The 26,227-nt window shown below is 67.1% G+C and carries 18 protein-coding genes and 1 tRNA gene; 10 read left to right on the forward strand and 9 right to left on the reverse strand.

Annotated elements, in window-relative coordinates:
- Window positions 1–23 precede the first annotated feature (23 nt).
- On the forward strand, window positions 24–5,654 hold the full coding sequence (locus tag CK625_RS08750; protein WP_095539931.1) for a DNA repair ATPase: 5,631 nt from the start codon (window positions 24–26) through the stop codon (window positions 5,652–5,654).
- Window positions 5,655–6,100: 446 nt separating this feature from the next.
- Here the strand turns inward: CK625_RS08750 and CK625_RS08755 are convergent, their stop codons facing one another.
- The 6 genes from CK625_RS08755 to CK625_RS08780 form a co-directional block, all read right to left on the reverse strand.
- Entirely contained in the window at window positions 6,101–6,877 is a 777-nt protein-coding gene (locus tag CK625_RS08755) for an ABC transporter ATP-binding protein (protein WP_095539932.1), read from the reverse strand.
- On the reverse strand, window positions 6,874–7,923 hold the full coding sequence (locus tag CK625_RS08760; RefSeq protein WP_429001306.1) for a FecCD family ABC transporter permease: 1,050 nt from the start codon (window positions 7,921–7,923) through the stop codon (window positions 6,874–6,876). The genes CK625_RS08755 and CK625_RS08760 overlap by 4 nt, the downstream gene beginning before the upstream one ends.
- Complete coding sequence (locus CK625_RS08765; RefSeq protein WP_095539933.1) at window positions 7,920–9,068, reverse strand: ABC transporter substrate-binding protein; 1,149 nt, start codon at window positions 9,066–9,068, stop codon at window positions 7,920–7,922. The genes CK625_RS08760 and CK625_RS08765 overlap by 4 nt, the downstream gene beginning before the upstream one ends.
- Window positions 9,068–9,667, reverse strand: a complete 600-nt coding sequence (locus CK625_RS08770) for a DUF2478 domain-containing protein (protein ID WP_095539934.1) — start codon at window positions 9,665–9,667, stop codon at window positions 9,068–9,070. Before CK625_RS08770 ends, CK625_RS08765 begins: the two co-directional genes overlap by 1 nt.
- Window positions 9,668–9,738: 71 nt before the next feature.
- Window positions 9,739–11,787, reverse strand: a complete 2,049-nt coding sequence (locus CK625_RS08775; protein ID WP_095539935.1) for a TonB-dependent receptor plug domain-containing protein — start codon at window positions 11,785–11,787, stop codon at window positions 9,739–9,741.
- Between the two features lie 218 nt (window positions 11,788–12,005).
- Entirely contained in the window at window positions 12,006–12,614 is a 609-nt protein-coding gene (locus CK625_RS08780; protein ID WP_095539968.1) for a helix-turn-helix domain-containing protein, read from the reverse strand.
- Between the two features lie 77 nt (window positions 12,615–12,691).
- On the opposite strand from CK625_RS08780, the gene CK625_RS08785 reads away from it, so the two are divergent.
- Window positions 12,692–14,137: an L-lactate permease gene (locus tag CK625_RS08785; RefSeq protein ID WP_095539936.1), complete on the forward strand. Its 1,446-nt coding sequence runs from the start codon at window positions 12,692–12,694 to the stop codon at window positions 14,135–14,137.
- 131 nt (window positions 14,138–14,268) lie between these two features.
- Here CK625_RS08785 and CK625_RS08790 read toward each other — a convergent pair whose 3' ends face one another.
- Both CK625_RS08790 and CK625_RS13725 read right to left on the reverse strand, forming a co-directional pair.
- Window positions 14,269–16,236, reverse strand: a complete 1,968-nt coding sequence (locus CK625_RS08790) for a TonB-dependent receptor domain-containing protein (protein ID WP_095539937.1) — start codon at window positions 16,234–16,236, stop codon at window positions 14,269–14,271.
- A gap of 289 nt (window positions 16,237–16,525) precedes the next feature.
- A complete protein-coding gene (locus tag CK625_RS13725; RefSeq protein ID WP_143326239.1) occupies window positions 16,526–16,825 on the reverse strand; it encodes a hypothetical protein in 300 nt (99 codons plus the stop codon).
- A 223-nt stretch (window positions 16,826–17,048) separates the two neighbouring features.
- Between CK625_RS13725 and CK625_RS08795 the strand changes: the two genes are divergently transcribed.
- The 5 genes from CK625_RS08795 to ubiB all read left to right on the forward strand — a co-directional run bounded on the left by CK625_RS08795 (window position 17,049) and on the right by ubiB (window position 21,166).
- On the forward strand, window positions 17,049–17,339 hold the full coding sequence (locus CK625_RS08795) for an H-NS family nucleoid-associated regulatory protein (RefSeq protein WP_095539938.1): 291 nt from the start codon (window positions 17,049–17,051) through the stop codon (window positions 17,337–17,339).
- 298 nt (window positions 17,340–17,637) lie between these two features.
- Window positions 17,638–18,612, forward strand: a complete 975-nt coding sequence (locus CK625_RS08800; RefSeq protein WP_095539939.1) for an NAD(P)H-dependent flavin oxidoreductase — start codon at window positions 17,638–17,640, stop codon at window positions 18,610–18,612.
- A 48-nt stretch (window positions 18,613–18,660) separates the two neighbouring features.
- A tRNA-Arg gene (locus CK625_RS08805) sits at window positions 18,661–18,735 on the forward strand.
- Window positions 18,736–18,855: 120 nt separating this feature from the next.
- Window positions 18,856–19,578, forward strand: coding sequence for a hypothetical protein (locus tag CK625_RS08810; protein ID WP_238945594.1), 723 nt, complete (start codon window positions 18,856–18,858; stop codon window positions 19,576–19,578).
- Window positions 19,579–19,597: 19 nt separating this feature from the next.
- Window positions 19,598–21,166, forward strand: coding sequence for a ubiquinone biosynthesis regulatory protein kinase UbiB (gene ubiB / locus CK625_RS08815; protein WP_095539940.1), 1,569 nt, complete (start codon window positions 19,598–19,600; stop codon window positions 21,164–21,166).
- A gap of 117 nt (window positions 21,167–21,283) precedes the next feature.
- Here the strand turns inward: ubiB and CK625_RS08820 are convergent, their stop codons facing one another.
- A complete protein-coding gene (locus tag CK625_RS08820) occupies window positions 21,284–22,132 on the reverse strand; it encodes an IclR family transcriptional regulator (protein ID WP_095539941.1) in 849 nt (282 codons plus the stop codon).
- A gap of 293 nt (window positions 22,133–22,425) precedes the next feature.
- Between CK625_RS08820 and CK625_RS08825 the strand changes: the two genes are divergently transcribed.
- Genes CK625_RS08825 through CK625_RS08835 form a run of 3 tightly spaced genes read left to right on the forward strand, consistent with a single transcriptional unit; the run spans window position 22,426 to window position 26,178 of the window.
- Window positions 22,426–24,141, forward strand: a complete 1,716-nt coding sequence (locus CK625_RS08825; protein ID WP_095539942.1) for an FAD-dependent oxidoreductase — start codon at window positions 22,426–22,428, stop codon at window positions 24,139–24,141.
- A 24-nt stretch (window positions 24,142–24,165) separates the two neighbouring features.
- Window positions 24,166–24,930 carry an SDR family NAD(P)-dependent oxidoreductase gene (locus CK625_RS08830; RefSeq protein WP_238945595.1) on the forward strand — a complete coding sequence of 255 codons (765 nt, stop codon included), beginning with the start codon at window positions 24,166–24,168 and terminating at the stop codon, window positions 24,928–24,930.
- 3 nt (window positions 24,931–24,933) lie between these two features.
- On the forward strand, window positions 24,934–26,178 hold the full coding sequence (locus CK625_RS08835; RefSeq protein ID WP_238945596.1) for an ABC transporter substrate-binding protein: 1,245 nt from the start codon (window positions 24,934–24,936) through the stop codon (window positions 26,176–26,178).
- The last annotated feature ends 49 nt before the right edge of the window (window positions 26,179–26,227 follow it).

Below are 26,227 nucleotides of genomic sequence, written 5' to 3' on the forward strand. Positions count from 1 at the left end.
TGACGCCAAGGACAAGCCCCCTCATGACTACCGACCAACACCACTCCGATCACGCCGTGGACCAGGCCGTCGCCAGCGGCGGCGCGTATGAGGTTTTGCGCAAGCGCCTGGCCGAGCAGGGCGCGGCCTTGCAGGCGCTGGCGGCGGATTTGAACGCGCAGCGCCTGGCCGAGTTCGGCGCCAGCCAGATGGGGCTGCTGGGGCGCGTGCGGGTGCGCACCGAGCACAACTGCGTGGGGCGCGACATCGTGCAGCTGGGCGAGCTGATGGTGTTTGGCTACAACGTGTTCCTGGGCATCAAGCAGGAGACACGCGTTGAGGATGTATTCGCCGTCTATCGCCTGCACGAAGGCGCGGCGGGCTCTGCGAGTTCTGCGGGCGATGGCAACGAAGGCGGCGCAGGCGGCGCGGGCTATGACGTGGTACCGGTCGATGCGGCGCAGACCTTTCTGGGCCAGCAGAGCTTTGTGCAGGATTTCCGCGAGCTCTACACCTACTACAAGGGCGCGCGGCTGCTGCAATTGCGCGTCAAGGACGGCAAGCTGCTGGCGGCGTTTCAGATTGGCGAGCGGCTCTCGGACGTGCGGGTGTTTCGCTGGTCGGTCTCGCCCGATGGCCGCCAGGTGCAGTACATCGACAACCGCGGCGAGCGCGACATCGCCCTGCCCGCACCCTACGATTTCGAATGGACAGCGGCGGGCCGCGCCGACGTGGTGCAGGGCCGCCACCCGCACATCAATGTGCTGGATACGGTGTTCATCGACACGCTGGGCGGCGAGCTGACCGTCAAGATCGAGAACAACACCAACGATGGCCTGGGCATCTGGCGCGAGGCCGTGCAGGACGCCACCCAGTCGCTGGACGACGCCAAGCTGGAATACGCCCGCGTGGGCAGCCTGATCCTGCTGAAGGTGCTGCCCTACCGCGAGGAGCAGTGGCGTTATCTGGTCTACAACACGCTGACACAGAAGGTGCAGCGCATTGATGCCATCGGCCTGGCCTGCATCCAGTTGCCCGAGGACCACGGCATCATCTTCCCCGGCGGCTACTACCTGCAAAACGGCGAGAGCCGCAGCTTCGGCCAGGACATGGGCGGCATGCGCTTCAAGCGCAGCTACCGCTCGCCCAACGGCGAGGACGTGCTCTACGTGTTCTACGAGCCCGAAAGCGGGCGCGTGGCGCTGTTCACCTACAACCTGATTGCGCGCGAGCTGCAAGCGCCGCTGATCGGCCACGGCTACGCGCTGCTGGAGGACGGGCGCATGGTGCTGTTCAGCTCCGAGTCCGACGAGCCCACGCGCATCCACCCGATGCAGATCTGGCGCACGCCATTCGCCACCGAAGAATACGCCGCGCGCCAGCCCGCGCGCCACACGCCGCTGGGGCGCATCGGCAATGCCGAGCTGGTGCGCGGCATCTCCGAGCTGTACAGCCTCACGCGCGAGATCGAGGCCCAGGACATCTCCAGCGGCCGCTACGGGCGGCTGATCGACACCACGCGCCGCCTGTTCGAGCGCTACCACTGGATGGAGCAGGGGCTGGGCGGCGCGCTGCCGACTCTGCCGCGCGTGCTGCACGAGATCGTCGCCAGCGGCGAGGCGGTGCTGGACGAATACGAAAAGGTCCAGAGCATCCGCAGCGACACGCAGCGCCAGATGAACGAGGCCGCCACGCGCCAGCGCAGCCTGCTGGGCGAGATCCGCCGCGGCGATTTGCGCCACACGCGCGATTACGTGCAGGCGCTGGCCAGCCTGGGCGCGCAGCGCGGGCGGCTGATGAGCGTGCGCGAACTGCGCTACGTCGATGCCGCCGCCGTGGATGCCCTGCAGGCCGAGCTGGACGCCGCCCATGCCGAGACGGCCCAGCGCACGGCCGAATTCCTCGCCAGCGACGAGGCCCTGGCCCCCTACACCGAGGGGCTCAAGCAACTGGATGAGCAGGTTGCCAAGGCCCAGACCACGCCCCAGTTGCAAGAGCCGCTGGCGGCCATGCAGGCCATGTCGGCCGAGCTGGACACGCTCTCCGAGCTGATGGCCGTGCTGCGCGTGGACGACCCCACGCAGCGCACCCGCATCGTGCAGGGCATCTCCGAGATTTATGCCGCGCTCAACCAAAGCCGCGCCCGCGCCGAGCAGAAAAAGCGCGGCATGGGCGCGGCCGAGCAGGTGGCGCAGTTCGGCGCGCAGTTCGCGCTGTTTGGCCAAAGCATCGCCAGCGCCCAGGCCCTGGCCACCGACCCGGAAAAATGCGATGAGCAACTGGCCCGGCTGCTGGTGCAGCTCGAAGAGCTGGAGAGCCAGTACGGCGAGCACGAGCAGTTCCTGACCGACATCATCGCCAAGCGCGAGGAGCTGCTGGAGACCTTCGAAACCCACAAACAGGCCCTGCTGGACGATCGCCAGCGCCGCGCCCAGGGCGTGTTCGACGCTGCGCTGCGCATTCTGGAAGGGCTGCCGCGCCGCACCGAGCGCATGGACGGGCAGGACGCGCTCAACGCCTTCTTCGCCGGCGATGCGCTGATCCTCAAGCTGCGCGAGCTGGCCGAGCGCCTGCGCGCGCTGCACGACCACGTCAAGGCCGACGACATCGAGGCGCGCCTCAAAGGCATCCGCGACCAGGCCCTGCGCGCGCTGCGCGACAAGAGCGATTTGTTCGAAGGCGACGGCAGCGTCATCCGCCTGGGCCGGCACCGCTTTTCCGTCAACACCCAGGCGCTGGATTTGACGCTGATGCCGCGCGGCGACACGCTGCATCTGCACCTGACGGGCACGGACTTCATGGAGCCGCTGCACGCGCCCGAGCTGGCCGCGCTGCGCCCGTTCTGGGACGTCTCGCTCGAATCCGAATCGCCCCAATTGAGCCGCGCTGAATACCTGGCCCTGCAAATGCTGCAAGCAGCGCGCCCAACAGGGGTGGGAGCAGTGGGCACCACAGGCACCACCAGCCAGGGCGGCGAGCCAGGCGAAGAAGCCAGCGCCGCCGCCCCCAGCCGAGACCAGCTCATGGCCTTGCTGCCCAAGCCCGAGGAGCTGGTGCGCGCCGTGCGCGAATTTGCCGCGCCGCGCTACCGCGAAGGCTATGAGCGCGGCATCCACGATCACGATGCCGCCCTCATCCTGCAAGCGCTGCTGCCGCTGCAGGAGCAGGCCGGCGTGCTGGCCCACGACGCCCGCGCCCGCGCCCTGGCCGTGCTGCTGTGGAGCAGCCTGAGTGCGGGCCTGGATGGCGGCGCGGAGCCGGGCTTCAAACTGGCCGCCCAAGCGCGCCATTGGCCCAGCCGCGCCCAGGGCGCCGCCGCCATGCAGCAACTGCTGGGCAGCGCCCAGGCGCGCACCGCGCTGGAGCAGGAGATGGCCCAGGCCCTGCTGGCCTTTGCGCGCAGCCAGCAGCTCGAAGCCGTGTTTGCGCCGGCCGACGACCTTGACCATCCGGTGCAGCCCGGCCCAGCCGAGCACCCGCCGGGCCATGCCGCATCGAATGCCACACCGACTGCCGCGCCGACTACCGCCCTGCAATCCCTGGCCGCCCAGGCCGCGGCCTATCTGGCCGAGGAGCTGGCCGGCCCCGCCAGCGGCGGCGCGGCGCGGCTGCACTTCTCCAGCCAGGCCGCGGCCCTGCTGCACAGCCTGCAAGAGCGCCTGCAATCCCAGGGCCGCTGGGCCGAGCTGCACGCCACCTTGCACGATGCCGAGCAGCCACTGGCCGTGCGCTTTGCCCTGGCCGCCCAGTGGCTGAGCGCCATCGCCCATGCCGAGGCCAGCACATCCGCCAAAAACGCCCAGGCCGCGCTGGACTACGTGCCCGAAGCCGCCGCCCTGGCCCTGCTGCACGAGGGCACGGCGCACGAGGTGCTGCACGTGCCGCTGCGCACCACCGTCACCGGCCTGCTGGGCCAGCACCCGCGCATCCACGATGGCGCGCTGGAGCTGGGCGTGGACGACTTCGCGCGCCGCGCCCACTGGCACACCAACCACTTCGTGCCCGGCCTGCGCCGCTACCAGCAGTTGCGCCAGGACATCCTCACCGAGCAGCGCGCGGCCATGCGGCTGGACGAGTTCAAGCCCCGGCCGCTGGCCAGCTTCGTGCGCAACCAGCTCATCAACGACGTGTACCTGAGCGTCATCGGCGACAACCTGGCCAAGCAAATGGGCACCGTGGGCGAGCACAAGCGCACCGATCTGATGGGCCTGCTGATGATGATCTCCCCGCCCGGCTACGGCAAAACCACGCTGATGGAATACGTCGCCAGCCGGCTGGGGCTGATCTTCATGAAGATCAACGGCCCGGCGCTGGGCCACGAAGTGCGCAGCATCGACCCCGCCCAGGCACCCGACGCCACCAGCCGCCAAGAGCTGGAAAAACTCAACCTCGCGCTGGAGATGGGCAACAACGTCATGCTCTACATCGACGACATCCAGCACACCCACCCGGAGTTTTTACAGCGCTTTATCTCGCTGTCGGACGGCACGCGCCGCATCGAGGGCGTCTGGCGCGGGCGCACCAAGACCTACGACATGCGCGGCAAGAAGTTCTGCATCGTCATGGCCGGCAACCCCTACACCGAATCGGGCGAGGTCTTCAAGATCCCCGACATGCTGGCCAACCGCGCCGACGTCTACAACCTGGGCGACGTGCTCGGCGGCATGGAGGAGACCTTCAAGCTCAGCTACATCGAAAACAGCCTGACCAGCAACCCCACCCTGGCCCCGCTGGCCACGCGCGATCTCAAGGACCTGTACCTGCTCATCGGCAAGGCGCAGGGCCGGGAATTCTCCGCCGGCGATCTCAGCCACGACTACAGCGCCGCCGAGCTGCGCGAGATCGACGCCGTGCTCCAGCGCATGCTGGCTGTGCGCGAAATCGTCTACCGCGTCAACCAGCAATACATCGCCAGCGCCGCCCAGGCCGACGCCAACCGCACCGAGCCGCCCTTCAAGCTGCAAGGCTCCTACCGCAACATGAACAAGCTGGCCGAGAAAATCACCAGCGTCATGAACGAAGCCGAAATGCAGCAACTGCTGGACGACCACTACCTGGGCGAAGCGCAGCTGCTGACCACCGGCGCAGAGGAAAACCTGCTCAAGCTCGCCGAGCTGCGCGGCCACATGAGCCAAGCGCAGCAGGCGCGCTGGCGCGAAATCCAGCTCAACTACCAGCGCACGCAAGCCATGGGCGGCGCCGATGCCGACACCGGCGGCCAAATCGTCGCCCAACTCATCGACCTGGTGCGCGCCACCCGCGCCCAGGCCGAAGCCAGCGCCAACCAGCCCGCCGCCCCCTGGGCCGAACTGCTGGCCAGCCTGCAACAACTGGCCGCCGCGCAGCCGCCTGCCGCACAGGCTGACGCCGCCAGCCCAAGCCAGGCAGAAAAAGACCTGGCCGAACAAACCAGCCGCCTGCTGGCCGCGCGCGAGCTGGGCCACCTGGTGGCCAGCGCCCTGCAACCCGTGCAAGACCACCTGGCCAACAGCCGCCGCCAGCAGCTGGGCCTGCACCGCGTCATGCTGCAAATCGCCGCCGCCATCCAGGAGCAGCTCGATCTGCTCAACGCCCAAGCCACCCCAGGCCACAAGGAGCGCGTGCGCCACACCGAAGTGGTGGACAAGGCCTTCGACAAAATGACGCGCACCGAGCCCCACAGCCCTGCGCCATAGCGAAGCAAAACCATCTGGAGGCCACGCTCATTCCCAAGATCAAGTGATCTGCGGTGCAAGCAAAACATGGCCAATGGCATGGGTTATTGGCCGTGTTTTGCGCCTTGCTGCCCACGTCACGCCCATAGCCAAGGCTGGCGCTGGCGAGCTTGTTCAAAATCTCTGCGCAGTAAAAAGTGGGCGCACCAGCGCCCACCCAAGGGCCGAGCGCAGCGATGGCCCGAACAAAGCCCCTTTCTGCCTGCGGCACAGGTCGCCCCGGCGCGCAGCGCCGGGGTCGCAGGCAGCAGGGTCGTTTTTCTTTGGTCACTTTCTTTTTTCGACAAAAAAGAAAGTGACTGCGCCGCCGGGCGCACATCCCGGCCTCGGCCCTCAAAGCCGGCACAGCCGGCAACTACCGGGCGCAATCCTCCAAAGAGGCAGAGGACGCTCAAGCACCAAACGCCTCAAGCCCCCTCGAAGCGAAAGCGCAAATGCGCCCGCAACTGCTGCGGGCTGACGCGGTACAGCGCCGCCAGACGCTCGGCCGTGGCCACCTCGCGCGGCAGGCCAGGGCCGACCAGGCCGCCCTGATGCAACAGCATGATGCGGTCGGCCACGGCCATGGCGTGCTCGGGCTGGTGGGTGCACAGCAAAATGCCCATGCCCTGCTGGCGCAGCTGCTGCAAATGCTCCAGCACGCGCAGCTGATTGCCGAAATCCAGACTGGCCGTGGGCTCATCCAGGATCAGCAAGGCCGCCTGCTGCGCCAGCGCGCGCGCCATCAGCGCCAGCTGGCGCTCGCCGCCGCTGATGGCTTGCATGCTGTGCCCGGCCAGGTGGGCAATGCCCAGCCGCTGCAGGCAGGCCGTGGCGATGCGCCGATCGGCCGCGCCGGGCTGGGCCAGCAGCGGCAGATGGGCCGCGCGGCCCATCAGCACAGTGTCGTGCACGCTGTAGCCAAAGTGGCTGGCGTAGGCCTGCGGCACATAGCCAATGCGCCGCGCCAGCGCCGCGCGCGGCATGTGCGCCAGGGGCCGGCCATCGAGCAGCACCTGCCCGGCCCGCGGCGCATGCAGGCCCAGCAGGGTGCGCAGCAGCGTGCTCTTGCCGCTGCCGTTGGGGCCCAGCAGCGCCAGGATTTCGCCGGCCTGCAAGCCAAACTGCAGGCCGCTGGCCAGCTGCCGCGCGCCATGGCCTATGGCCAGGCCGCAGGCCTGCAGCGTGGCCGGCGGCTGGCTCATGGCTGGCCCCCGCGCCGCGCCAGCAGCCAGAGGAACACGGGCGCGCCAATGCAGGCGGTGACCACGCCCAGCGGCAGCTCGATGCCCACCGTGCTGCGCGCCAGGGTGTCGGCCAGCACCATCAGCCCGGCGCCCAGCAGCAGGCACACGGGCAGCAGGCGGCCGAACTCCGGCCCGGCCAGCAGCCGCGCCGCATGGGGCACGACCAGGCCGACCCAGCCGATGACGCCGGTGATGGACACGGCCGCCGCCGTCATCAGCGTGGCCGCCACGATCAGCCACAGGCGCAGCCGCGCGGCGGGCACGCCCAGGGCCTGGGCCTCCTCATCGCCCAGGCTCAGCAGGTTGATGCGCCAGCGCAGCAGCGCCATGCACAGCAGGCCCAGCGCCATGGCCGGGGCGGCACCCAGCAAGTCCTGCAAGGTGACGCCGTTGAGGCCGCCCAGCAGCCAGAAAGTGATGGAGGACAGCTGCGTGTACGGATCGGCCAGCACCTTGATCAGCGCAATGCCCGCGCCCGTCAGCGTGCCCATGGCCATGCCGCTGAGCACCAGCACCAGCACGCTGTCGTGGTGGCGCACCCAGCGCGCCGTGAGCACGACCAGGGCCACGGTCAGCAGGCCTCCAGCGAAGGCCATGGCCTGCACGACGGCCATGGCGCCGCCGAGAAAAATGCCCAGCGTGGCGCCCAGGCCCGCGCCGGCTGAGACGCCCAGGATGTCGGGCGAGACCAGCGGGTTGCGAAAGATGTTCTGGTAGCAGGCGCCGGCCGCAGCCAGGGCCGCGCCCACCAGGCAAGCGGCCAGCACGCGCGGCAGGCGCACTTCCCAGAGCACGATGCGCGCCGTGTCATCGACGGCCGCGCCGCCAGTCATCCCCCACAGCGCCGCCCAGAGCTGGGCCAGCGACAAGGGGTATTTGCCCAGGGCCAGGCCTGCGGCCAGCGCCAGTGCGCAAAACAGCGCCGCAGCCAGCAGGGCGCCGGCGCCGCGCGCGCCGCTGTGGGCAGGGGCAGGGGCGGAGGTGGGGGCGGCCGGCGGGCTCAAGGCAAGGCCCCTGGCGGCAGGGCGACGCCTGCGGCGCAGCCGTAGAACAGCTGGTAGAACGCGCGCGCCTGCGGCTCGATGCGCCCGCGCAGCGCAGCGGCATCCAGGGCGGTGGCGCCGTCCCAGTGCTGCAGCAGCAGGCTCAGCCAGCGCAACCCGATCAGGCGGTTGATGCCCGGCGGGCCATCCACCCAGCCAAAGGGCAGGTGCGGGATTTGCAGCACCAGGCCCTGGCGCACGGCCTGCACGCTGCGCCACTGCGACTGTTGCCGCAGCTGCTCGGCCAGCCCGGGCTGCTGCGTGACGATGAGCTGCGGATTCCACTGCAGCAGCTGCTCCAGCGGCACGCGCGGCGTGCCGCCGCCCTGGCGGCCCGGCCGGCCCGGCTGGCTGGCCGGCGGCGCGGCCACGTTGTGCGCGCCCAGGTATTCGAGCAATTGGCTGTTGATGGAGCCGCGCCAGCCCGTCTCCAGGCCATCGGCGCCGCGCGCCAGGTAAAAGCGCGGCGGCTGCGCCTGCAGGCGCTGGCGCAATTGCTGGGCCTGGGCCAGGGCCTGATCGGCGTACTGGGCCAGCTGCGCTGCGCGCTGGGCCACGCCCAGCAGCTGGCCCACTTCGCGCAGCTGCTGGGCGCTGTGCGGCAGGCTGCCATCGACCAGCACGTAGGGGATGCCCGTTTGCTGCGCCAGGCGCTGGGCCTGCGAGCGGTAGTAGTCGTCGGTGCTGCCCACATCCACGATGAGCTCGGGGCGCAGGGCCAGCAGGCCTTCGGTGCCCAGCGTGCTGCCGCGCCCGGCCAGGCGCCCGATCGTGGGCAGCCGCGCCAGGCCGGACGCGAGCAGGGCGCGCGCGGCATCGGGCAAGGGCATGGGCCAGCCCAGCAATTGCGCCGGGGCCAGGGCCGCCACCAGCACGGCCGCTGGCGGGCCGGCAGCCACGACGCGGCGCGGCGCGGCGGCCAGGGGCGGGCCGAAGTGCTGCAGCAGCGAGGCGGGCGGTGATTCGGCCTGGATTGGCTGGGCCGGCTGTGCGGCAGGCTGGGCGGCGGGCTGACCCTCGCCCCGGGCCGGGCGGGCCCAGGGCGCCAGCAGCCCGGCGCCAGCGCCGCCGGCCAGCGCCTGCAACAGGGCGCGGCGGCGCAGCATCACGCGGCCTCCGGCCCGCAGGCCTGGGCCTGAACATCCGGGCGCGCCTGCTGTTGCCACCACTGCTCCAGCGCCTGCACCTCGGGCGGCAGTTGCACGGCCAGGCCGCCGCAAAAGGCCTGCCATTCGGGCAGAAAGCGCTGATCGACGGCCGTGAGCAGCGGGATGCCGGCAGCGGCTGCGGCGGCGATTTCCTGCCGCAGGCCCGAGCCTTCGATCTCGATCTTGCCGAAGCGGTTGGCCACGATCAGCTCGGGCTGCTCGTGCAGGGCGCGGCGCAGCACCACGCTGGCGGCGGCCACGCCCGCCGCGTCCAGGCAGCAGGCCTGCGAGCCCTTGCCCAGCGCTTGCGAGATCAGGTAGCGCTGGCCGTTTTGCACGTCCACCAGCTCCATGTGGCGCTGGCAGGCGCTGCCGGCCTCGGCGCCTGGCAGGGTGTCGACGGCGCTGTCTTGCAGCAGGCCGCGCACGCGCACGCCGCGGGCCTGCAGGCGCTCGACGAAGGCCTTGAGCACGGGCTCGGCAATGCCGTGCCCGTCGTGCAGCACCGCCGCCAGGGGCGCGCTCGGGCCGGGGGATGGGGTTTGGGCTGTCGTCATGGCGAGATCCTTGTGTGCCAGGCCTGCGGCGCTGCGGGCCTGGCCCGCGCCCCAGAGCTGGCGCTGCGCTCTCAGAACGGGTAGCGCACTTGCACGAAGTAGTTGCGGCCGGGCATGGGGTAGCCCTCGCTGTAGGCGTAGAGTCTATCGCCCAGGTTGCGCACGCCCAGCTCCAGCTCGGCGCCGTTGCCCAGGCGGTAGCCGCCCTTGAGGTTGTAGACGGCAAAGCCGGCGGCGATTTGCTGGCCATTGGAGGCCGAGTGGCGCTGCGAGGCCGCCTCCACGCTGGCCGTCACCGTCCACGGGCCCTGCGCCCAGCTGCCTGCGGCAAAGAGTTTGTGGCGCGGCGTGTCGGTGGCAAACACGCCCGGGGCGCTGAGGTTTTTGCGGCGCAGCAAGGTGTAGTTGGCCTGCAGCGACCAGGGCCCCTGGCCGCCGTGCAGGCTCAGCTCCAGGCCGCTGTGGCGGGCGCGGGCCACGTTCTGCGGCTGCTCGCAGCTGGTGCTGCTGCACTGGGCCGCGGGCACGGTGACGTTCTGGATCGAGTCGCGCACGTCGCTGCGAAACACGGCGGCATCAAAAGCCCACTGGCCCGGCAGTTGCAGGCCATAGCCCAGCTCGTAATGGCGCGCGCGTTCGGATTTCAGATCGGGGTTGGGGATGACGCGGCCAAAGCGGGTTGAGTAGCGCTCCATCATCGTGGCAAAGCGGCTCTTGCTGGCCACGCTGGCGCGCAGCTGGCCCCAGCGGGCCTGCTGGCCCAGATCCTGGTACAGGCCCAGCTGGGCGTCCACGGCATCGTCCTGGCCGCGGGGCTCCTCGTACAGGCCGGGCACCTCGGGCGAGCCGGCATGGGTGCCGTGGTTGCGCGCCGAGAGGCTTTTGCGCTGGTGGTAGGCCAGGCCGGCCACCGCGGTCAGGCCGGGGCCGAGCGTGGCGCTGTGCTCCAGCGCCAGCGATTGGGTGCGGTCCTTGAACAAGGTCCACGGCATGCCGTCGTCGCTGGAGCGGTGCACGTCCTGCTTGAGGTGGTAGGCCAGGCGCGTGCGCTGGCGCGCCAAGAAGTGCATGTCCGCCTCCAGCGACAGGCCGTTGCTGTGGTCGTCGTAGCGGCTGGGAAAGCCCGCCTGCACGCCGCCGACCACGCCATTGCGGTAGTCGTAGCCCACCAGCGTGTTGGCAAAACGGTCATGAAACAGCCGCGCCTTGAGGCTGTGCCCGCCCAGCTGGGTGCGGCTGCTGAAGTAGTAGCTGGTCTTGTCCCACTGCGGCCACTGCCAGTAGCGCGTGCGCGATCGCGCGCCCTGGCCGCGCAGCGGCAGGCTGCCGGCGTAGGTGGGCTGGCCTTTCTCGCCATCCTGGCGCACCAGGCCCAGCACGTATTCGTCACTGGCGTTGGGGGTCAGGCCGATCTTGGCGCTGAGCTTGCTGTCCTGGCGCAGGCTGTTCACGCGCCGCCCTGCGGGCTGCTGCGCGTGCGGCGCAAAGTCGCCGGGCAGCTCAAAGCTGCTGGTCTTCAGGTGCGAGGCCCCGATCTGGTACCACCATTGCGCCTGCCGGCCGCCCAGGTTGGCGTAGGCGCGGCGGCTGTCGAGGCGACCGCGCGCGCTCAGCCCCAGGCCGCCGCCGACCTCGCCCTCGAAGGCGCGCGTGGGCTGGCGCGTGATGAGGTTGATGGCGCCGCCCAGCGCGTTGGGGCCGTAAGTCAGCGGGGAAAAGCCCTTGGTCACCTCGACGCGGGCCAGGTCGTAGCTGGTGAAGTGGCCCAGGTCGATGCGCCCGTCGTAGGGCACGTAGGTGGGCACGCCGTCGATGTAGATGGGCACCTGCAGGCGGTCGAAGCCGCGCACGTAAAACAGCTGCTCGCCGCGCGCGCCGGAATAGGCCGTATGCACGCCGGGCAGCAGGTTCAGCGCCTGGCCCAGGCGCTCCTGGTCGTGCTGGCGCAAGTCCTGCTGCGTCAGGCTGTCGCCGCTGGGCAGCAGCGTTTGCGCCATGGGCGCCAACACGGTGACTTCACCCAGCGTGAAGGCATCGTCGCCAGCGGCGGGCGGGGGCTGGTCGGCCGCGCTCGCTCCCAAAGGGGCAAGCAGGGCCAGGGCAAGGTAGCGGTAATTCATGGTGAGGGCCTTTCGTCTCGGGCCCCTGCAGCACGCGCAAAGAAAGAGGTGCAAAGAAAGAAGTGCAAAGGCCCTGTGGTGGTTCCAGCGCTGTATTTTTACAGATACAACGAGTGGCAAAAGTTGGATGGGGCCTTTTTTCGCAGCGCGGCTGCGCCATCGGGGCTGCGGCGCTGCCCTAGCCGCAGACTCGAAAAGGGCTCGAAAAGGGGGCGCGCTCAGGCGCGCGGCTCGGCCACGATCAGCATGACGCGCGCCACGCTGCGCCCGATGTTGCGAAAGCGGTGCGCCACGTCCGCGCGCAGCGTGGCGGTGTCGCCCGGGCCCAGGCGCACGGCCTGGCCTTCGAGCTCAATTTCCACCGTGCCCGAGACGACGTGGAAGGTCTCGCGCGTGCCCGGCCCATGGGGCGCAAAGGCGCTGGTCTGCGCGCCCACGGGCAGCGTGTAGGCCACCCATTCCACTCCCGGGGCCGGGCGCGCCAGCGCCTGGCGCTGCACGCCCGTGGCCGGATCGACGTAGCGCACCCCATCGGCCGCGCGGCTGATGTGCTGATCGGCCGGCCCGCCCTGGCCCAGCAGCTCGGGCAGCTCGCGCCCCAGCGCCTGGGCGATGGCCAGGCCGTAGTTCAGGCTGGTGGCCAGGGCGCCGCGCTCGATGCGCGAGAGCGCGCTGCGCGAGATGCCGGTGGCCTCGGCCAGTTGCTCCAGGGTGATGCCGATCTCCGCGCGGCGCGCGCGCACGGCCGCGCCAAAGGCCGCGTCGTGGCGGCCAGGCCCAGGCTGGGGCTCCTGGGGTTCATGGGGCTCGCCCGGCGGGGGGCTCATCAGGGTATTTGCCATGTTCTTTGAGTTTCTTATCAGCAACTAAAATTGCAGATAAGGAATTTCAGGAGGTGCGTGTCATGTGGTCCCTGGCGGCATTGTTACCCGTTCTGGCGGTGCTGGGCGCCTTGCTGCGCGGCTGGCCTTCATTGCACGCGGCGCTGCTGGGCTTGGCCGTGGCGCTGGCCCTGGCAGCGGCCCAGCCCCTGACGGGCGGCGGCCTGCCGGATGCGCCAACGCTGGTCGCAGCCGCCCGGCATTGGCTGCCGGTGGTGCTGGAGGTGGCGGGCATCATCGGCGGCGGCCTGGCGCTGAGCCAGCTGCTGCAGGCCAGCGGCGCGCAGGCGGCGCTGGCAGGCTGGCTGCACCAGCGCGCTGGCCAGGGCGTGGGCGCGGCGCTGCTGGTGGTGCATGGAGTGACGCCATTTGCCGAATCGGTCACCGGCTTTGGCATCGGCGTGACGGTGGGCATTCCGCTGCTGCTGCACCTGGGCCTGGCGCCAGCGCGTGCGGCGCTGCTGGGCCTGCTGGGGCTGTGCGCCGTGCCCTGGGGGTCGATGGGGCCGGGCACGCTGATTGCCGCGCGCATGGCCGGTCTGCCGTTTCAGGCGCTGGGCGAGGCCTCGGCCTGGCTGAGCCTGCCACCCTTTCTGGTGGCGGGCTGGGGCGCGGCCTGGCTGGCCGGGCAACCGGGGCAGCGTGGCCGCGCGCTGGGGCTGGCCACGGCCTCGGCGCTGGCGCTGTGGCTAGCCGTGTGGGCCTGCAACCGGCTGGCGGGCACGGCGCCGGCCGGGGCTTTGGGGGCCTTGCTGGTGATGCTGCTGCATCTGCTGCGCCAGCGCGGCGCCTGGCCGCCGCTGTCGCAGGCGGCGCGCCTGGCGCTGCTCGCCTATGCGGTGCTGCTGGGGGGCCTGCTGCTGGCCGCGCAGGGCCTGCGTGCCGCAGGGCTGGCGGGCAGCGCCTGGATGGCGCTGGCATCGCCCGCGCTGTGGCTGTGGCTGGCCACGGCGCTGGTGGCCTGGCGCGTGCAGCGCGGCAGCGCGCCTCTGCCCGCGCCGCAGTGGCGCAGCCTGCGCGCCGGTGTGCTGCGCAGTTGGGGCCTGGTGGCGGCGGTGGCGGTGTGCTACATCCTGCTGGGGCTGGTGATGGCGCTCTCGGGCATGGCCGCCCGCCTGGCCCAGGCGCTGGCCGGGCTGGGCAGCGGCTATGCGCTGGCCGCGCCGTTCGTGGGCGCGCTGGGCGGCTTCATCACCGGCTCCAACACCGGCGCCAATGCCATGCTGGCCGATACGCAGGCGCGCATCGCGCTGCAAATGGGCCTGCCGCTGCTGCCCTTCATGGCGGCGCACAACGTCAGCGCGGCGCTGCTGCTCATGGCATCCCCGGCGAAGGTGGAAATGGCCGTGCAGCTGTGCCCGCCCCAGGCCGCCGGCCAGCGCGCCTGGGTGCAGCGCAGGGTGCTGCTGGCGGCGCTGCCCTCGGTGCTGGCCCTGGCGCTGTTTTGCGTGGCGCTGCTGTGGTGGTGAGCGCTCGGGCCGAGGCCATGAAAAAGCCACGGCAGGGCCGTGGCTGTGGCTGTGGGGGCGAAGGAGCACGCGGGGCGCGGCAGGCGATCACACCTGGCCGCGCACTCGCGCGCTGAACGCAGCGAACGTGCTCAGTAGCGGTAGTTGACGCTCAGGCGGAACTCGCGGCCTGGCTCGGGCAGGGCGTTGTTGCCCGAGCGCTGGCTGTGGCTGCGGTAGAGCTTGTCGGCCACGTTGTGCACGGCGAAGTTCACGTGCAGCGTGTCCTTGCCCAGCGGCAACCAGGTGGCGTGCAGGTCGTGCACGCCATAGCCGCTGCGCGAGACGGGCGTGCCGCTGCCGCGGGTGGCGTTGATGTAGCTGCCCTTTTGCGCATAGCGGCCGCGCCAGCCCAGCTCCAGGTTGAAGGGGCGGTAGTGGTAGCTCAGGCCGGTGGTCCACTGGCGGCCCATCGGGATGGCCGTGGCCACCGAGTCGTAGGTCGCGCCGTTGAGCTTGGGCTTGCTGTGCGCCACGCCCAGGCGGGCCGTCAGATCGCGCCAGCGGTAGCTGCTGTTGAGCTCGTAGCCGCGGTTGGTCAGCTCGCCGTCGTTGCGCACCAGCCGATACTCACAGACCCGCTCCACACAGTTCATGCCGGTGAAGTTCTGCAGATCGCGGATTTTTTGCTGGAAGTAGCTGCCCGAGACGGCCAGGCCGCCATCGACCCAGTCAAAGCCCACTTCCGAGTTCTGCGAGCGCTCGGCCTTCAGATTGCTGTCGTAGCGCAAAGGCGTGCTGGCCAGCAGCACTTCGTAAAAGCGCGGGCTGCGGCTGGCGCGGTTGTGGCTGATGTTGAAGGACAGGCTGTCGGTGGCGTCCCAGATCAGGCCGACGCTGGGGTTGACGTTGCCGTCCGAATGCTTGGCGCCCTCGTTGGACTTGAGGCTGAAGCGGTCATAGCGCAGGCCGGTGGTCAGCGTGATGGGGTGCCAGCTCCAGATGCCTTCGACGTACAGGCCGGTGTCGGTTTTCTCCTGCTTGCCCAGCCCGGCGGCCTGGGCGCGCGTGGAGCCGGCCTGTTGCTGGCGCAGGTTCACGCCGTACTTGATGCGGTGCGCGCCCAGGCGGCTGCTCAGGCGCAGGTTGCCGGCATTGGTGTCGATGTTCACCGTCGAGGCCTGCAGGCGCCGGCCAGCGCCGCTTTCCTGCTCGGAGCGGATCATCGAGGCATTCAAGTCCAGGGTATCGATGAAGCCCAACTGGCTGCCGCGCAGCGCCGCTGTGGTGCTGTCCACCGTGCGGCGGCGGTGCGAGGGGTCGTCGTTGGCGGTGTCGAAGAAGAACTCCTCGCGCAGATTGCGCAGGCCCGACTCCTGCTCGCGGCGGTGGCTCAGCGTCAGGCGCAGGTCTTCGCTGAAATTCACCCCGGCCTTGGCCATGAAGCTGCGGCCATCGAGCGCGCTGTTGCCGATCTCGCGGCCGCTGCCGTCCTTGTAGTTCTGGTCATCGACCCGGTTGCCCACGAACAGGCCATCGAAATTGCCGCTGCGGCCATAAACGGACAGGCCGCCGTTGCGGCCCTTGTTGGTGTTGATGCCGCCATTGACGCGAAAGCCCACGTCCTGGCCCTCGCGCAGCAAGTCCAGCGCATCGACCGTGGTGGCCTCGATCTTGCCGCTGGTGGCGCCAATGCCCGAGCTGGCCGAGCCCGTGCCCTTCTCGATGCCGATGATCTTCACCAGCGCCGGATCCATCATGAAGCGGCCCTGGTGGTGGAAGATCTGCGCATCGCTGGAGGCGTCATCGACCACGTAGTCGATCTGGTCCTGCCCCATGCCGCGGATCGTGACCCACTGCGAGGCGCCATTGCCGCCGCCGAACTGCACCGCCGCCTGGTCGGCCAGGATCTCCTTCAGATCGGTGTCAGTGCTGCGCTCCTGCGCGCGCCAATCCTCCACGGGCTCGGCCGTGGGCGCCTGGCCTTGCACCTGCACGGCGGGCAGCTCGGCGTCTTTTTTGGGCGTATCGGCAGCCTGCTGGGCATGGGCCAGGCCAGCGAGCAAAGCCATTTGCAAAATGCTCAGGCGAAACAAGGGGGTGCTTTTCAGCGTGGACATGAAAACTCCTCGATGAGAAAAAAATTTCTGCAAATCTGCACTTGCCCCGCATGGCAGCGAAGGGGCATGTGCGGGCTGCAAAAGACGAAACGGTGCGCAACGGCGTCTCCATCCCCCTGCGTGCACGGCCTGCGCGGCCCGGCCACCGCGGCCAGGCCACAAAAACGGCGCAGTCGAAAACCGCGCCGAACACACCGTGAACCACAGCCCCAACGGGGCATTGCTGCAGGCCTGCCTGCCAGATGGGGCGGCCTGCTGCACAGGCCAGGGCCCCTGCGGCTGGACGCCATCAAACCCAAATAAGAATGGAAACGATTCGTTTCATTATAATGGCGCCCAGCATATCCCGATCCTGCATACGCCATATCCATGGCCGATGTAAGGACTCCACGCCGCCTGGCTTCATGCTCCAGGCACCGGGCAGAAGGCGCTTGTCGGCGCCTTTTTCCGTTGCGCCAGCAGGGTTTTGACGCCCCATGAAAAGCGTGGTTTTTGCGTTGAAAGCACAGGCGCACCCAAACCGCCATTGCCGCACTGCGCTTGATTTATGACAGATCAATGACAATGGCGCGAAAAAATCCAGCGCCATGCCCGGCACTGAAAGCGCCAATCTTTACCGAACAGCCCCACAAATTTGAAGTTGTTTTACGCCCATGGCCTCTGGCACGGGGCAAACCCCAACCCAGTAACAACACCACGCGCACAGTGCAGTGCTGCCAGGCCGATAAATCGTTTAAACAGCCACTGCTTTTGCGATACAATCGCCGAAAAATTGATTAACCCCTCATTCATAAACCTAGTGGAGATTCCTGATGTCTGAATTAACCGCACTTCTTCAACAGCGCGAAGAGCTGGAGCAACGCATTCAAAAAATCCGTGAGCAAGAACGCGCACAGGCCATTGAACAAGTGCGTGCCATCGTGCAGAAAAACGATTTGAGCATGACGGACGTGTTCGGCAACAGCAAGGTTGCGCGCCAGCCCGGAGCCACCAAGAAAGTGGCCATCAAATACATGAACAAGGCCACGGGCGAAACCTGGACTGGGCGCGGCAAACCCCCCCGCTGGATTCAAGGCCTGGACCGCGAACAATTCAAGGTTTGACGCTGCGCGGGGCCAGCCCCGCAAAGCCGCGATGCCAGCACGGCCACCTTTGCACAAGGTGGCCGTGCTGTTTTTTTGAGCCCCTGCGCAGCACCGCCCGCAGGCGAGGCGCTTTTGCGCCAATGCCCGCCGCGGCCTGCTGCGCCTGCCCGCCGCCCGCTGTCGCATGGGCTGCAAACCCCGCTTCGGCAGGCGCGGGCAGGCGCAAAGGGCATAACACGCTCTAGAATCAGAGCCCGCCCTGGCCCATGCCTGGCCGCCCCTTTGCCGAAGGCTTTTTGTCGATTCAAGGATTTTTATGTCACGCATTCCCGCTGTGTTGCAGAACCTGCGTCTGCCCGTCATTGGCTCGCCTTTGTTCATTATCAGCAACCCCAAACTGGTACTGGCCCAGTGCAAGGCTGGCATCGTGGGCTCCATGCCGGCGCTCAATGCCCGGCCTGCTTCTGTGCTGGAAGATTGGCTCCAGGAAATCACCGAAGGGATTGCCGAGCACAACGCCAAAAACCCGCAGCGGCCAGCCGCGCCCTTTGCCATCAATCAAATCGTCCACAAAAGCAACAACCGGCTTGAGCAGGATATGGAGCTGCTGGTCAAGTACCGCGTGCCCATCGTGATTACCTCGCTGGGTGCGCGCCCTGAAATCAATGAGGCCGCGCACAGCTATGGTGGCATCGTGCTGCACGATGTGATCAACAACGCCTTTGCCAAAAAGGCCATTGAAAAAGGCGCCGATGGCCTGATTGCCGTGGCCGCTGGCGCTGGTGGCCATGCCGGCGTGAAAAGCCCGTTTGCCCTGGTGCAGGAAATCCGCGAATGGTTTGACGGGCCTTTGGCGCTGTCGGGCTCCATGGCCACGGGCGATGCGATTTTGTCGGCCCAGGCCATGGGGGCGGACTTTGCCTATATCGGCTCGGCATTCATCGCCACCGACGAGGCCAATGCCTCGCAAGAATATAAACAAGCCATCGTCGATCACACTTCGGACGACATCGTGTATTCCAGCCTGTTTACCGGCGTGCACGGCAATTACCTGGCGCCCAGCATCCGCAATGCCGGGCTGGATCCGGACAATCTGCCCGAAGGCAATCTGAAGGACATGAGCTTTGCCACCACCAGCGATGGCCAGGCGCAGAAAACCAAGGCCTGGCGCGACATCTGGGGCTGCGGCCAAGGCATTGGCGCCATCAAGGCCGTGACCTCCACCGCCGCCCTGGTCGATCGGCTGGAGCGCGAGTACCAGGCGGCGCGCCAACGGCTGCAGCTGGGCTGAGATCTTGAAAAGACCTGCGGCCGGTACAATCCGCGCCCGAGCCAGACCCTCCCCGTAGTTCAATGGATAGAACGAGCGCCTCCTAAGCGCTAGATACAGGTTCGATTCCTGTCGGGGGGACCAGCCCACGGCGCAAACACAGGCACACGCAAAAAACCGCCTCGCCCTTTCAGCGGCCAGGCGGATTTTTTTGCCCCGCATTGGCCCCGGCATGGCGGCCAACTTCAAGCACAATCGGGGCCTATGGCAATACAGTCCCCACTTTCTTTTCTGAGCAACATCGCCAGCAGCATTGGCAAAAGCATCACGCTGCCGGCCTGGCTGATCGAAGAAATGCAGCGCCGCATGGTGCTGCTGCTCAACCACATGCTGCAGCAAGAGCCCCAGGCCCAGCAGCGCCTTGCCAAGCAACAGGGCAAGACCATCTACCTGAGCTGGCGCCAGTTCAACGGTCAGGTGCGCATCACCCCGGCGGGCCTGCTGGATCTGGACAGCACCCAGCAAAGCAGCGATCTGCTGGTCGAGGTGGCCGAGCCCTCCATCAGCCAGCTGGCCCGCCATGCCGCCCAAGGCGAGCGCCCGCCGATCCGCATCGCCGGCGACGTGGCCCTGGCCAGTGAGCTGAACTGGGTCATCGACAACGTGCGCTGGGACGTGGAAGACGATCTGGCGCGCCTGATCGGCGACGTGCCGGCGCACAAGCTGGCACAACTGGGCCGCATCGTGGCCGATGCGCTGCGCAAATTCGCCCAAGGCGCACTGGCCACCTGGGACGGCCTGAGCGGGAGCGGCCGCGCGGGCACCGGCGCAGCCCCCGCACCGACCGCCGCCCAGGGCCGCCATGCCGCCGACTACCCGGTCGCCGTCGTGCGCACCGCGCCCGCCAGCGATGCGCCAGCGCCTGCAGCGGCCGCGCCCAATTCACCCGATTCACCCGACACGCCCACCCAGGCCCCGCAAGCCTGAGCGCCGGGGCAGCATCACCATGAGCAAATTGCTGCGCGGCTGGGCCATCGTCTGGGTGGTATTGCGCTATGGCCTGGATGAAATGGTGCTCACCCAACTGCGCAGCCGCTGGGCGCAGGCGCTGGTGCGCCTGCTCTCGCGCGGGCGCAACCTGCAAGCGCCGCGCGGCCAGCGGCTGCGCCTGGCGCTGGAGCAGCTCGGGCCGATCTTCGTCAAGTTCGGCCAGGTGCTCTCCACGCGGCGCGACCTGATGCCGCCGGACATCGCCGACGAGCTGGCGCGGCTGCAGGACCGCGTGCCGCCATTTGACAGCGCCCTGGCCGTGGCCATCATCGAAAAAGCCTTTGGCCGCCCCATCGACGCCGTCTTCACCAGCTTCGAGCGCCAGCCTGTGGCCAGCGCCTCCATCGCGCAAGTGCACTTCGCCACCTTGGTGGACAAGCACGGCCAAAGCCATGACGTGGCCGTCAAGGTGCTGCGCCCGGGCATGCTCAAGATCATCGAGAAAGACCTGGCGCTGATGCACATGCTCGCTGGCTGGCTGGAAAAACTCTCCGCCGATGGCAAGCGCCTCAAGCCGCGCGAAGTCGTGGCCGAGTTCGACACCTACCTGCACGACGAGCTCGACCTGATGCGCGAAGCGGCCAACGCCGCCCAGCTGCGGCGCAACATGCAGGGGCTGGACCTGGTGCTGATCCCCGAAGTCTTCTGGGACTTCTGCCACACCGACGTCATGGTCATGCAGCGCATGACGGGCGTGCCCATCAGCCAGACCGAAACCCTCAGGCAGCACGGCGTCAACCTGCCGCAACTGGCGCGCGACGGCGTGACCATCTTCTTCACCCAGGTGTTTCGCGACGGCTTCTTCCACGGCGATATGCACCCGGGCAACATCCAGGTCAGCCTGGACGCGCGCAGCTTCGGGCGCTACATCTCGCTGGACTTTGGCATCGTCGGCACCCTCACCGACTTCGACAAGGAATACCTGGCGCAGAACTTCACCGCCTTCTTCCGCCGCGACTACAAGCGCATCGCCGAGCTGCACGTCGAAAGCGGCTGGGTGCCGGCCAACACCCGCGTGGCCGAGCTCGAAGCGGCCATCCGCACCGTCTGCGAGCCCTACTTCGACCGCCCGCTCAAGGAAATCTCACTGGGCGTGGTGCTGATGCGCCTGTTCCAGACCTCGCGGCGCTTTCACGTCGAAATCCAGCCGCAGCTGGTGCTGCTGCAAAAAACCCTGCTCAACATCGAAGGCCTGGGCCGCCAGCTCGACCCCGACCTCGACCTGTGGAGCACCGCCAAACCCTTTCTGGAAAAGTGGATGGTCGAGCAAGTCGGCCCCAAGCGCCTGTGGCAAGAGCTGCGCAACGAAGCGCCGCGCTACGCGCAAATCCTCCCGGCCCTGCCGCGCCTGGTGCAGGACTTCCTGCAACACAGCGTGCAGCAACGCGACCAGGAACTGCGCCGCCTGATCGAAGAGCAAAAACGCACCAACCGCCTGCTGCAATCGCTGCTCTACGGCAGCCTGGGCTTCGCGCTGGGCCTGTTGCTGCTGCAGGTCTACCTGCGCATCCGGCTTTGGGGGTGACTGGCTCAAAGCCAGTTCAAAGCCTCGATACGAGAGAAGCTCTACAAGGCACTTCTCCTGGCACATGCAGCGCACAGCCGGCGCTGCCCCGGCCGGCGTTGCAAGCCAAGCCACAGGCTATACCCGCCCCAACTTGGAGTTCGCTTGGGCCAGGCTGTGCGCAGGACTTCCCAGACGCTTTGAAACCTCCTGGGCGCAGGCCCGCACGGCAGTGGCCTGTGGGCCATTCCAATGGGCGTCAAAGGAGCGCGTGCGCCCCATCAAGGTCATACCGAGCACGATGTTGCCGGAGTAGTCAAACACTGGCGCGGCAAACGAGCACACGCCAGGGGTGGGGTTGTTCACGGCACGCGAGACGCCGTGCCTGCGCACCTGTTTGAGCATCTCCTGCAGCTCATCGGCATCGATGGGTTTGGCAATGTCCGGCCCAAGGCGACGCTCATCTTCGAGCAGTGATTCCTCAATCAGCTTGGCCGGCAGATAGGCAGCAAACAAACGCCCTGTGGCCGTGCCCGCCAAAGACATGACGGTGCCGGTGCGGATATTGGTGTGCAGTGGATAGATCGCATCGAAGAGAAACACCATGGTCGGGCCTTGATTGCCCCAAACGGACAGCCCGACGCTGTGACCGGTCTCCCGTGCCAGGGCTTGTGCGTAGGGCGTGGCCTCACGCACGGGATTGAGCATGCGCAAAGTCACCAGGCCAAGCTGCATGGCCGTCGGACCGAGCCAGTAATAGCCGGTGGATGGCTCCTGCGTGACCAGGCCCAGCTTGGCAAAACTCACGAGATAGGGGTGGGCCTTGCCCGGGGCCATGTCCGCCGCCTTGGCCAACTCCCTCAATGGCATCGGCCGGCCCTGGGCACCAAGGGCCAGCAACAGCTGCCCACCGACCTCGATCGACTGAATGCCACGGCGCCCCTTTTCGGGCGCGAGCCCACTGCTTGCTGCATCGGCTGCAGGCATGCCTTTCTCCTAACGGTTGGGTTGAATCCATCGCGCTTACATGACGCCGCTGGCGCACGGCACTACTGCCGCGCCAATATACAGCCCCCAGCCACGTTTTCTGTAGCCACCAACCTCCCGGCCTCAATGCTGCTGTGCGCCGCTTTGACACCCAGCCTGAGCCCTCTGACTTCATCAAACAATATCAAGTACATACATCAAGGGTAAACCATTAGTAAATAAAACATGGATTAGTATTAAGCTAATTTACACGACCAAGCCCGGGCTGACCGGTGATGGCAAGGGGTGAAGCAATGAGCGAACAGGAATCCATGTACGACGTTCTGGTGATTGGCACCGGCGCTTCCGGTATGTCAGCGGCCATCACGGCCGCGCACCAAGGCTTGAAAGTATTGGTCGTGGAGAAAGCCTCCGTCTATGGCGGCACAACGGCACGCTCGGGCGGCTGGCTATGGATTCCTGGCACCGAGCTGGCCAAGCAGCAAGGCATTCATGAGCCTGCGGATGCGGCACGCAGCTATTTGCAGCATGAGGCAACGACGCATTTTGATGCCGACCGCGTGGCCGCCTTCATCGAGAACGGGCCCCAAGCCATTGATTTTTTTACGAACAAGACCTGCGTCCAGTTCGACATGCCTGCAGTGTTTCCGGACTATCACGCCGAAGCACCTGGCGGTCAGCCCGGTGGACGCTCCATGGTGACGCGCCCTTTCGATGCCAGAGAACTTGGGCAACACGTCGCGCAACTGGCACCGCCCGTGCCTGAGTTGACGGTGTTCGGCATGATGCTGGGCTCCGGCAAGGAGCTCTGGCACTTCCTGCGCGCCTTCAAATCTTTGGAGTCTTTCTGGTATGTCGCCAAGCGTTTTGGCAGGCACTTCGCCGACGTGCTGCAGCACGGCAGAGGCATGACGCTGACCAATGGCAATGCGCTGGCTGGCAGACTCTTCAAGGCCGGTCTGGATCTGGACATTCCCGTTTGGCTGAACGCCCCGGCGCAAAAGCTCATCACCGATCAGGGCCGGGTCGTGGGCGCGACGGTGGTGCGCGAGGGCCAGCCGATAGACCTGCGCGTGCGCCGTGGGGTCGTACTTGCCTGCGGCGGTTTTCCCCATGACATCGAGCGCCGCAAGCAATTGTTCCCACATGCGCCCACCGGCCATGAGCATTTCACTCCGTCACCGACGCCCAATACCGGCGATGGCTTGCGCCTTGGCGAATCCGTCGGCGGCTGGGTAGACCCGACCATCCCCAATGCCGCCGCCTGGTGCCCTACATCGATCGTCAAGCGCAAGGATGGCACCGATGGGGTCATGCCGCACTTCATCGATCGCGCCAAACCGGGGGTGATTGCCGTCACGCCCCAGGGCAGGCGCTTCACCAACGAGGCCCTGTCCTACCACGACTTCATCCAGGACTTGGTCAAAGCCTGCGCCGGCAGCCCTGCCGTGCGCTGCTGGCTGGTGTGCGACCACGCGCATTTGCGTGAATACGGCATGGGCGCAGTGGCCCCATTTCCGCTGCCCATTGGCAAGCATTTGAAAAGCGGCTACCTCAAGCGCGGGCGCAGCCTGCAGGAGCTGGCGCAGGCCATCGGCGTCCCTCCAGATGCCTTGCAAGAGGAGGTCGAGGCATTCAACCGCGATGCCATATCCGGCACCGATACCCGATTCGCCAAGGGCAGCACTGCCTACAACCGTTACCAGGGCGATGCACTGGTCAAGCCCAACCCTTGCATGGCGCCAATCCAGCATGGCCCGTTCTATGCCATCCAGGTCGTTGTCGGGGACATTGGCACTTTCGCCGGTCTGGCCACGGACCGGCATTGCCGAGTCTTGCAAAAAGACGGGCAACCTGTGCGGGGGCTGTTCGCGGTCGGCAACGACGCCGCCAGCATCATGGGTGGAAATTACCCCGGCGCGGGCATCACGCTCGGCCCGGCCCTCACCTTTGGCTACATCGCCGGGCGGGCATTGGCCGACCAGGCCGAACTGCCCACGGGCGCTTGAGCAGAGCATCCAAGGAGCGGCCCAATGGAAATCACCGCATGCATGGCGCCCAGAATCCTCGAAGGGCGCATTGCCCTAGTCACCGGAGCAGGCCAGGGCAATGGCCAAGCCATTGCGCAGGGCTTGGCAAAAGCCGGCGCCCTCGTCATCGTGACGGACTTGAATGCCCACAACGCGCAGACTGTTGCAGCGCAAATTCATGCTGCAGGCTCTCAGGCAGTGGCCCATCGGCTGGACGTGACTTCTCAGGGCGAATGCCAGGCGCTGGCAGCGCAAGTGGGCGGCATTGACATCCTGGTCAACAACGCCGGCATGCTCATTCGCGAAGGTATGGACAGCCAGCAGGCTGCAGCAAACCTGCAACGCACACTGGATGTCAACGTGATGGGAAGTTTTTTCCCGACCCAGGCCTGGCTGGACGCGCTCAAGCGCAGGCGAGGCGTGGTCATCAACGTGGCATCCATCGCCTCTTGCGTCGGTATTCCCAATGTGGTGGGCTATTCGCCATCCAAGGGCGCCATCAGGCTGATGACCCAGGCCCTGGCAGTGGAGCTGGCCCAGCATGGCGTGCGGGTCAACGCGATTGCGCCCGGGGTGATCGACACCCCGATGACGGCCTACACGCGCGGCGCTCCCGAGCGCCTGGCCCCATTCATGCAGCGCACACCCATGGCCCGCGTCGGGCAACCACAGGAACTGGTGGGCCCAGTGGTATTTCTTGCCTCGGACATGGCCAGCTATGTCACAGGCGTCACCTTGCCCGTGGACGGCGGATTCCTTGCCGCTTAGCGCATGGGCCTGTTCACTTCTGAATCACAACATCCAACAAGGAGACAAGCAATGCGCATTTCTCAAATTTTCAAGCGAACCGTGCTCGCAGCCGGCCTGGTGGCCACGGCCATGGCCAGCGCGCAAAACATCAAGCTGGGCTACAACGGGGATTTGTCGGCCTCCCCCTCTGCCCAAAGCGGGCAAGCTGCGGTGCTGGGCATGGAAGCGGCCATCGCGGACCTCAACGCCAAAGGCGGCGTATTGGGAAGAAAGCTGGTGTTGGTCACCCGTGACGATGCCTCGGCGCCACCGAAGTCGATCCAGAACATGAGCGAATTGATCGACAGCGAGAAGGTTGCCGCCGTGTTCGGCCCAACCAACTCCGGCAACGCCATGGCCTGGAAGCACATTGCCAATCAGAAGAAGATCCCTGTCATCGGCAATGTGGCGTCCGGCACCGACATCACCAAGCCCATGAGCGCCAATGCCGAAAACTACATGTTCCGCATCTCCATGGTGGACCGGGAACAGGTGGCAGCCCTGATGGCCTATGTGAAGAAGAATGCGCAGCAATCCAAGCGCATCGGCTTGATGGCAGAGACAACGGGCTATGGGCAAGGCGGCCTCAAGGATCTGGAGGAGATTGCCAAGCTGCAAGGCATCACCGTTGCCGCGACTGAGCGTTTTGGCGTGGGCGATACGGATATGACTTCCCAGCTGAACAAAATGAAGTCCGCCGGCGTGGACACGGTGGTGGTCTGGGCACAGGGCACACCAATCGCACAATTGGTGCGCAGCATGGAAAAGATCGATTACTTCCCGTTGGTGCTCACCTCCTGGGCAGCGGACAACATCACTTTCTATGACGCCGCAGGCAAGAGCCTGGCAGAAAAACCCATCTTCATGCGCACGGTGGCCGATGCCTACACCCCTGCGCAGCAGGCCCTCTTCGAGCGTATCTCGGCCAAGCTCAAGGCGCCCGGCTCCTTCTCCTTCGCCCTGCATGGTTACGACTCCGTGATGCTGTATGCCGCCGCAGTCCGGCAGGCTGACAGCACCGATGGCAAGGCCGTGCGCCAAGCGCTGGAGGATTTGCAAGCGCCCGTGCAAGGCCTGCTCAAGACCTACGAAAAGCCTTTCAGCGCCACCAATCACGAAGCCTTGAAGGCCCAGGACTTCGTCTGGATTCGCTGGAAGGACGGCAAGCTCGCGCCCTACTCGGATTCGGTCATTGAAGCGCTGAGCAGCGCTGACTTCAAGAAATAAGCGCCCACCAAGATGCCCTACGCCACCAGGTTGCAACGTGCCACCCGGG

The sequence above is a fragment of the Vandammella animalimorsus genome, assembly GCF_002285265.1.
Taxonomy (GTDB): domain Bacteria; phylum Pseudomonadota; class Gammaproteobacteria; order Burkholderiales; family Burkholderiaceae_C; genus Lampropedia.

Bases quoted from the DNA above. Each gene is read 5' to 3' on its own strand.
- CK625_RS08750 (WP_095539931.1), top strand. From the start codon at position 24: ATGACTACCGACCAACACCACTCCGATCACGCCGTGGACCAGGCCGTC.
- CK625_RS08755 (WP_095539932.1), bottom strand. From the start codon at position 6,877: ATGAGCCAGCCGCCGGCCACGCTGCAGGCCTGCGGCCTGGCCATAGGC.
- CK625_RS08765 (WP_095539933.1), bottom strand. From the start codon at position 9,068: ATGCTGCGCCGCCGCGCCCTGTTGCAGGCGCTGGCCGGCGGCGCTGGC.
- CK625_RS08770 (WP_095539934.1), bottom strand. From the start codon at position 9,667: ATGACGACAGCCCAAACCCCATCCCCCGGCCCGAGCGCGCCCCTGGCG.
- CK625_RS08775 (WP_095539935.1), bottom strand. From the start codon at position 11,787: ATGAATTACCGCTACCTTGCCCTGGCCCTGCTTGCCCCTTTGGGAGCG.
- CK625_RS08780 (WP_095539968.1), bottom strand. From the start codon at position 12,614: ATGAGCCCCCCGCCGGGCGAGCCCCATGAACCCCAGGAGCCCCAGCCT.
- CK625_RS08785 (WP_095539936.1), top strand. From the start codon at position 12,692: ATGTGGTCCCTGGCGGCATTGTTACCCGTTCTGGCGGTGCTGGGCGCC.
- CK625_RS08790 (WP_095539937.1), bottom strand. From the start codon at position 16,236: ATGTCCACGCTGAAAAGCACCCCCTTGTTTCGCCTGAGCATTTTGCAA.
- CK625_RS13725 (WP_143326239.1), bottom strand. From the start codon at position 16,825: ATGGCGCTGGATTTTTTCGCGCCATTGTCATTGATCTGTCATAAATCA.
- CK625_RS08795 (WP_095539938.1), top strand. From the start codon at position 17,049: ATGTCTGAATTAACCGCACTTCTTCAACAGCGCGAAGAGCTGGAGCAA.
- CK625_RS08800 (WP_095539939.1), top strand. From the start codon at position 17,638: ATGTCACGCATTCCCGCTGTGTTGCAGAACCTGCGTCTGCCCGTCATT.
- CK625_RS08810 (WP_238945594.1), top strand. From the start codon at position 18,856: ATGGCAATACAGTCCCCACTTTCTTTTCTGAGCAACATCGCCAGCAGC.
- ubiB (WP_095539940.1), top strand. From the start codon at position 19,598: ATGAGCAAATTGCTGCGCGGCTGGGCCATCGTCTGGGTGGTATTGCGC.
- CK625_RS08820 (WP_095539941.1), bottom strand. From the start codon at position 22,132: ATGCCTGCAGCCGATGCAGCAAGCAGTGGGCTCGCGCCCGAAAAGGGG.
- CK625_RS08825 (WP_095539942.1), top strand. From the start codon at position 22,426: ATGAGCGAACAGGAATCCATGTACGACGTTCTGGTGATTGGCACCGGC.
- CK625_RS08830 (WP_238945595.1), top strand. From the start codon at position 24,166: ATGGAAATCACCGCATGCATGGCGCCCAGAATCCTCGAAGGGCGCATT.
- CK625_RS08835 (WP_238945596.1), top strand. From the start codon at position 24,934: ATGGGCCTGTTCACTTCTGAATCACAACATCCAACAAGGAGACAAGCA.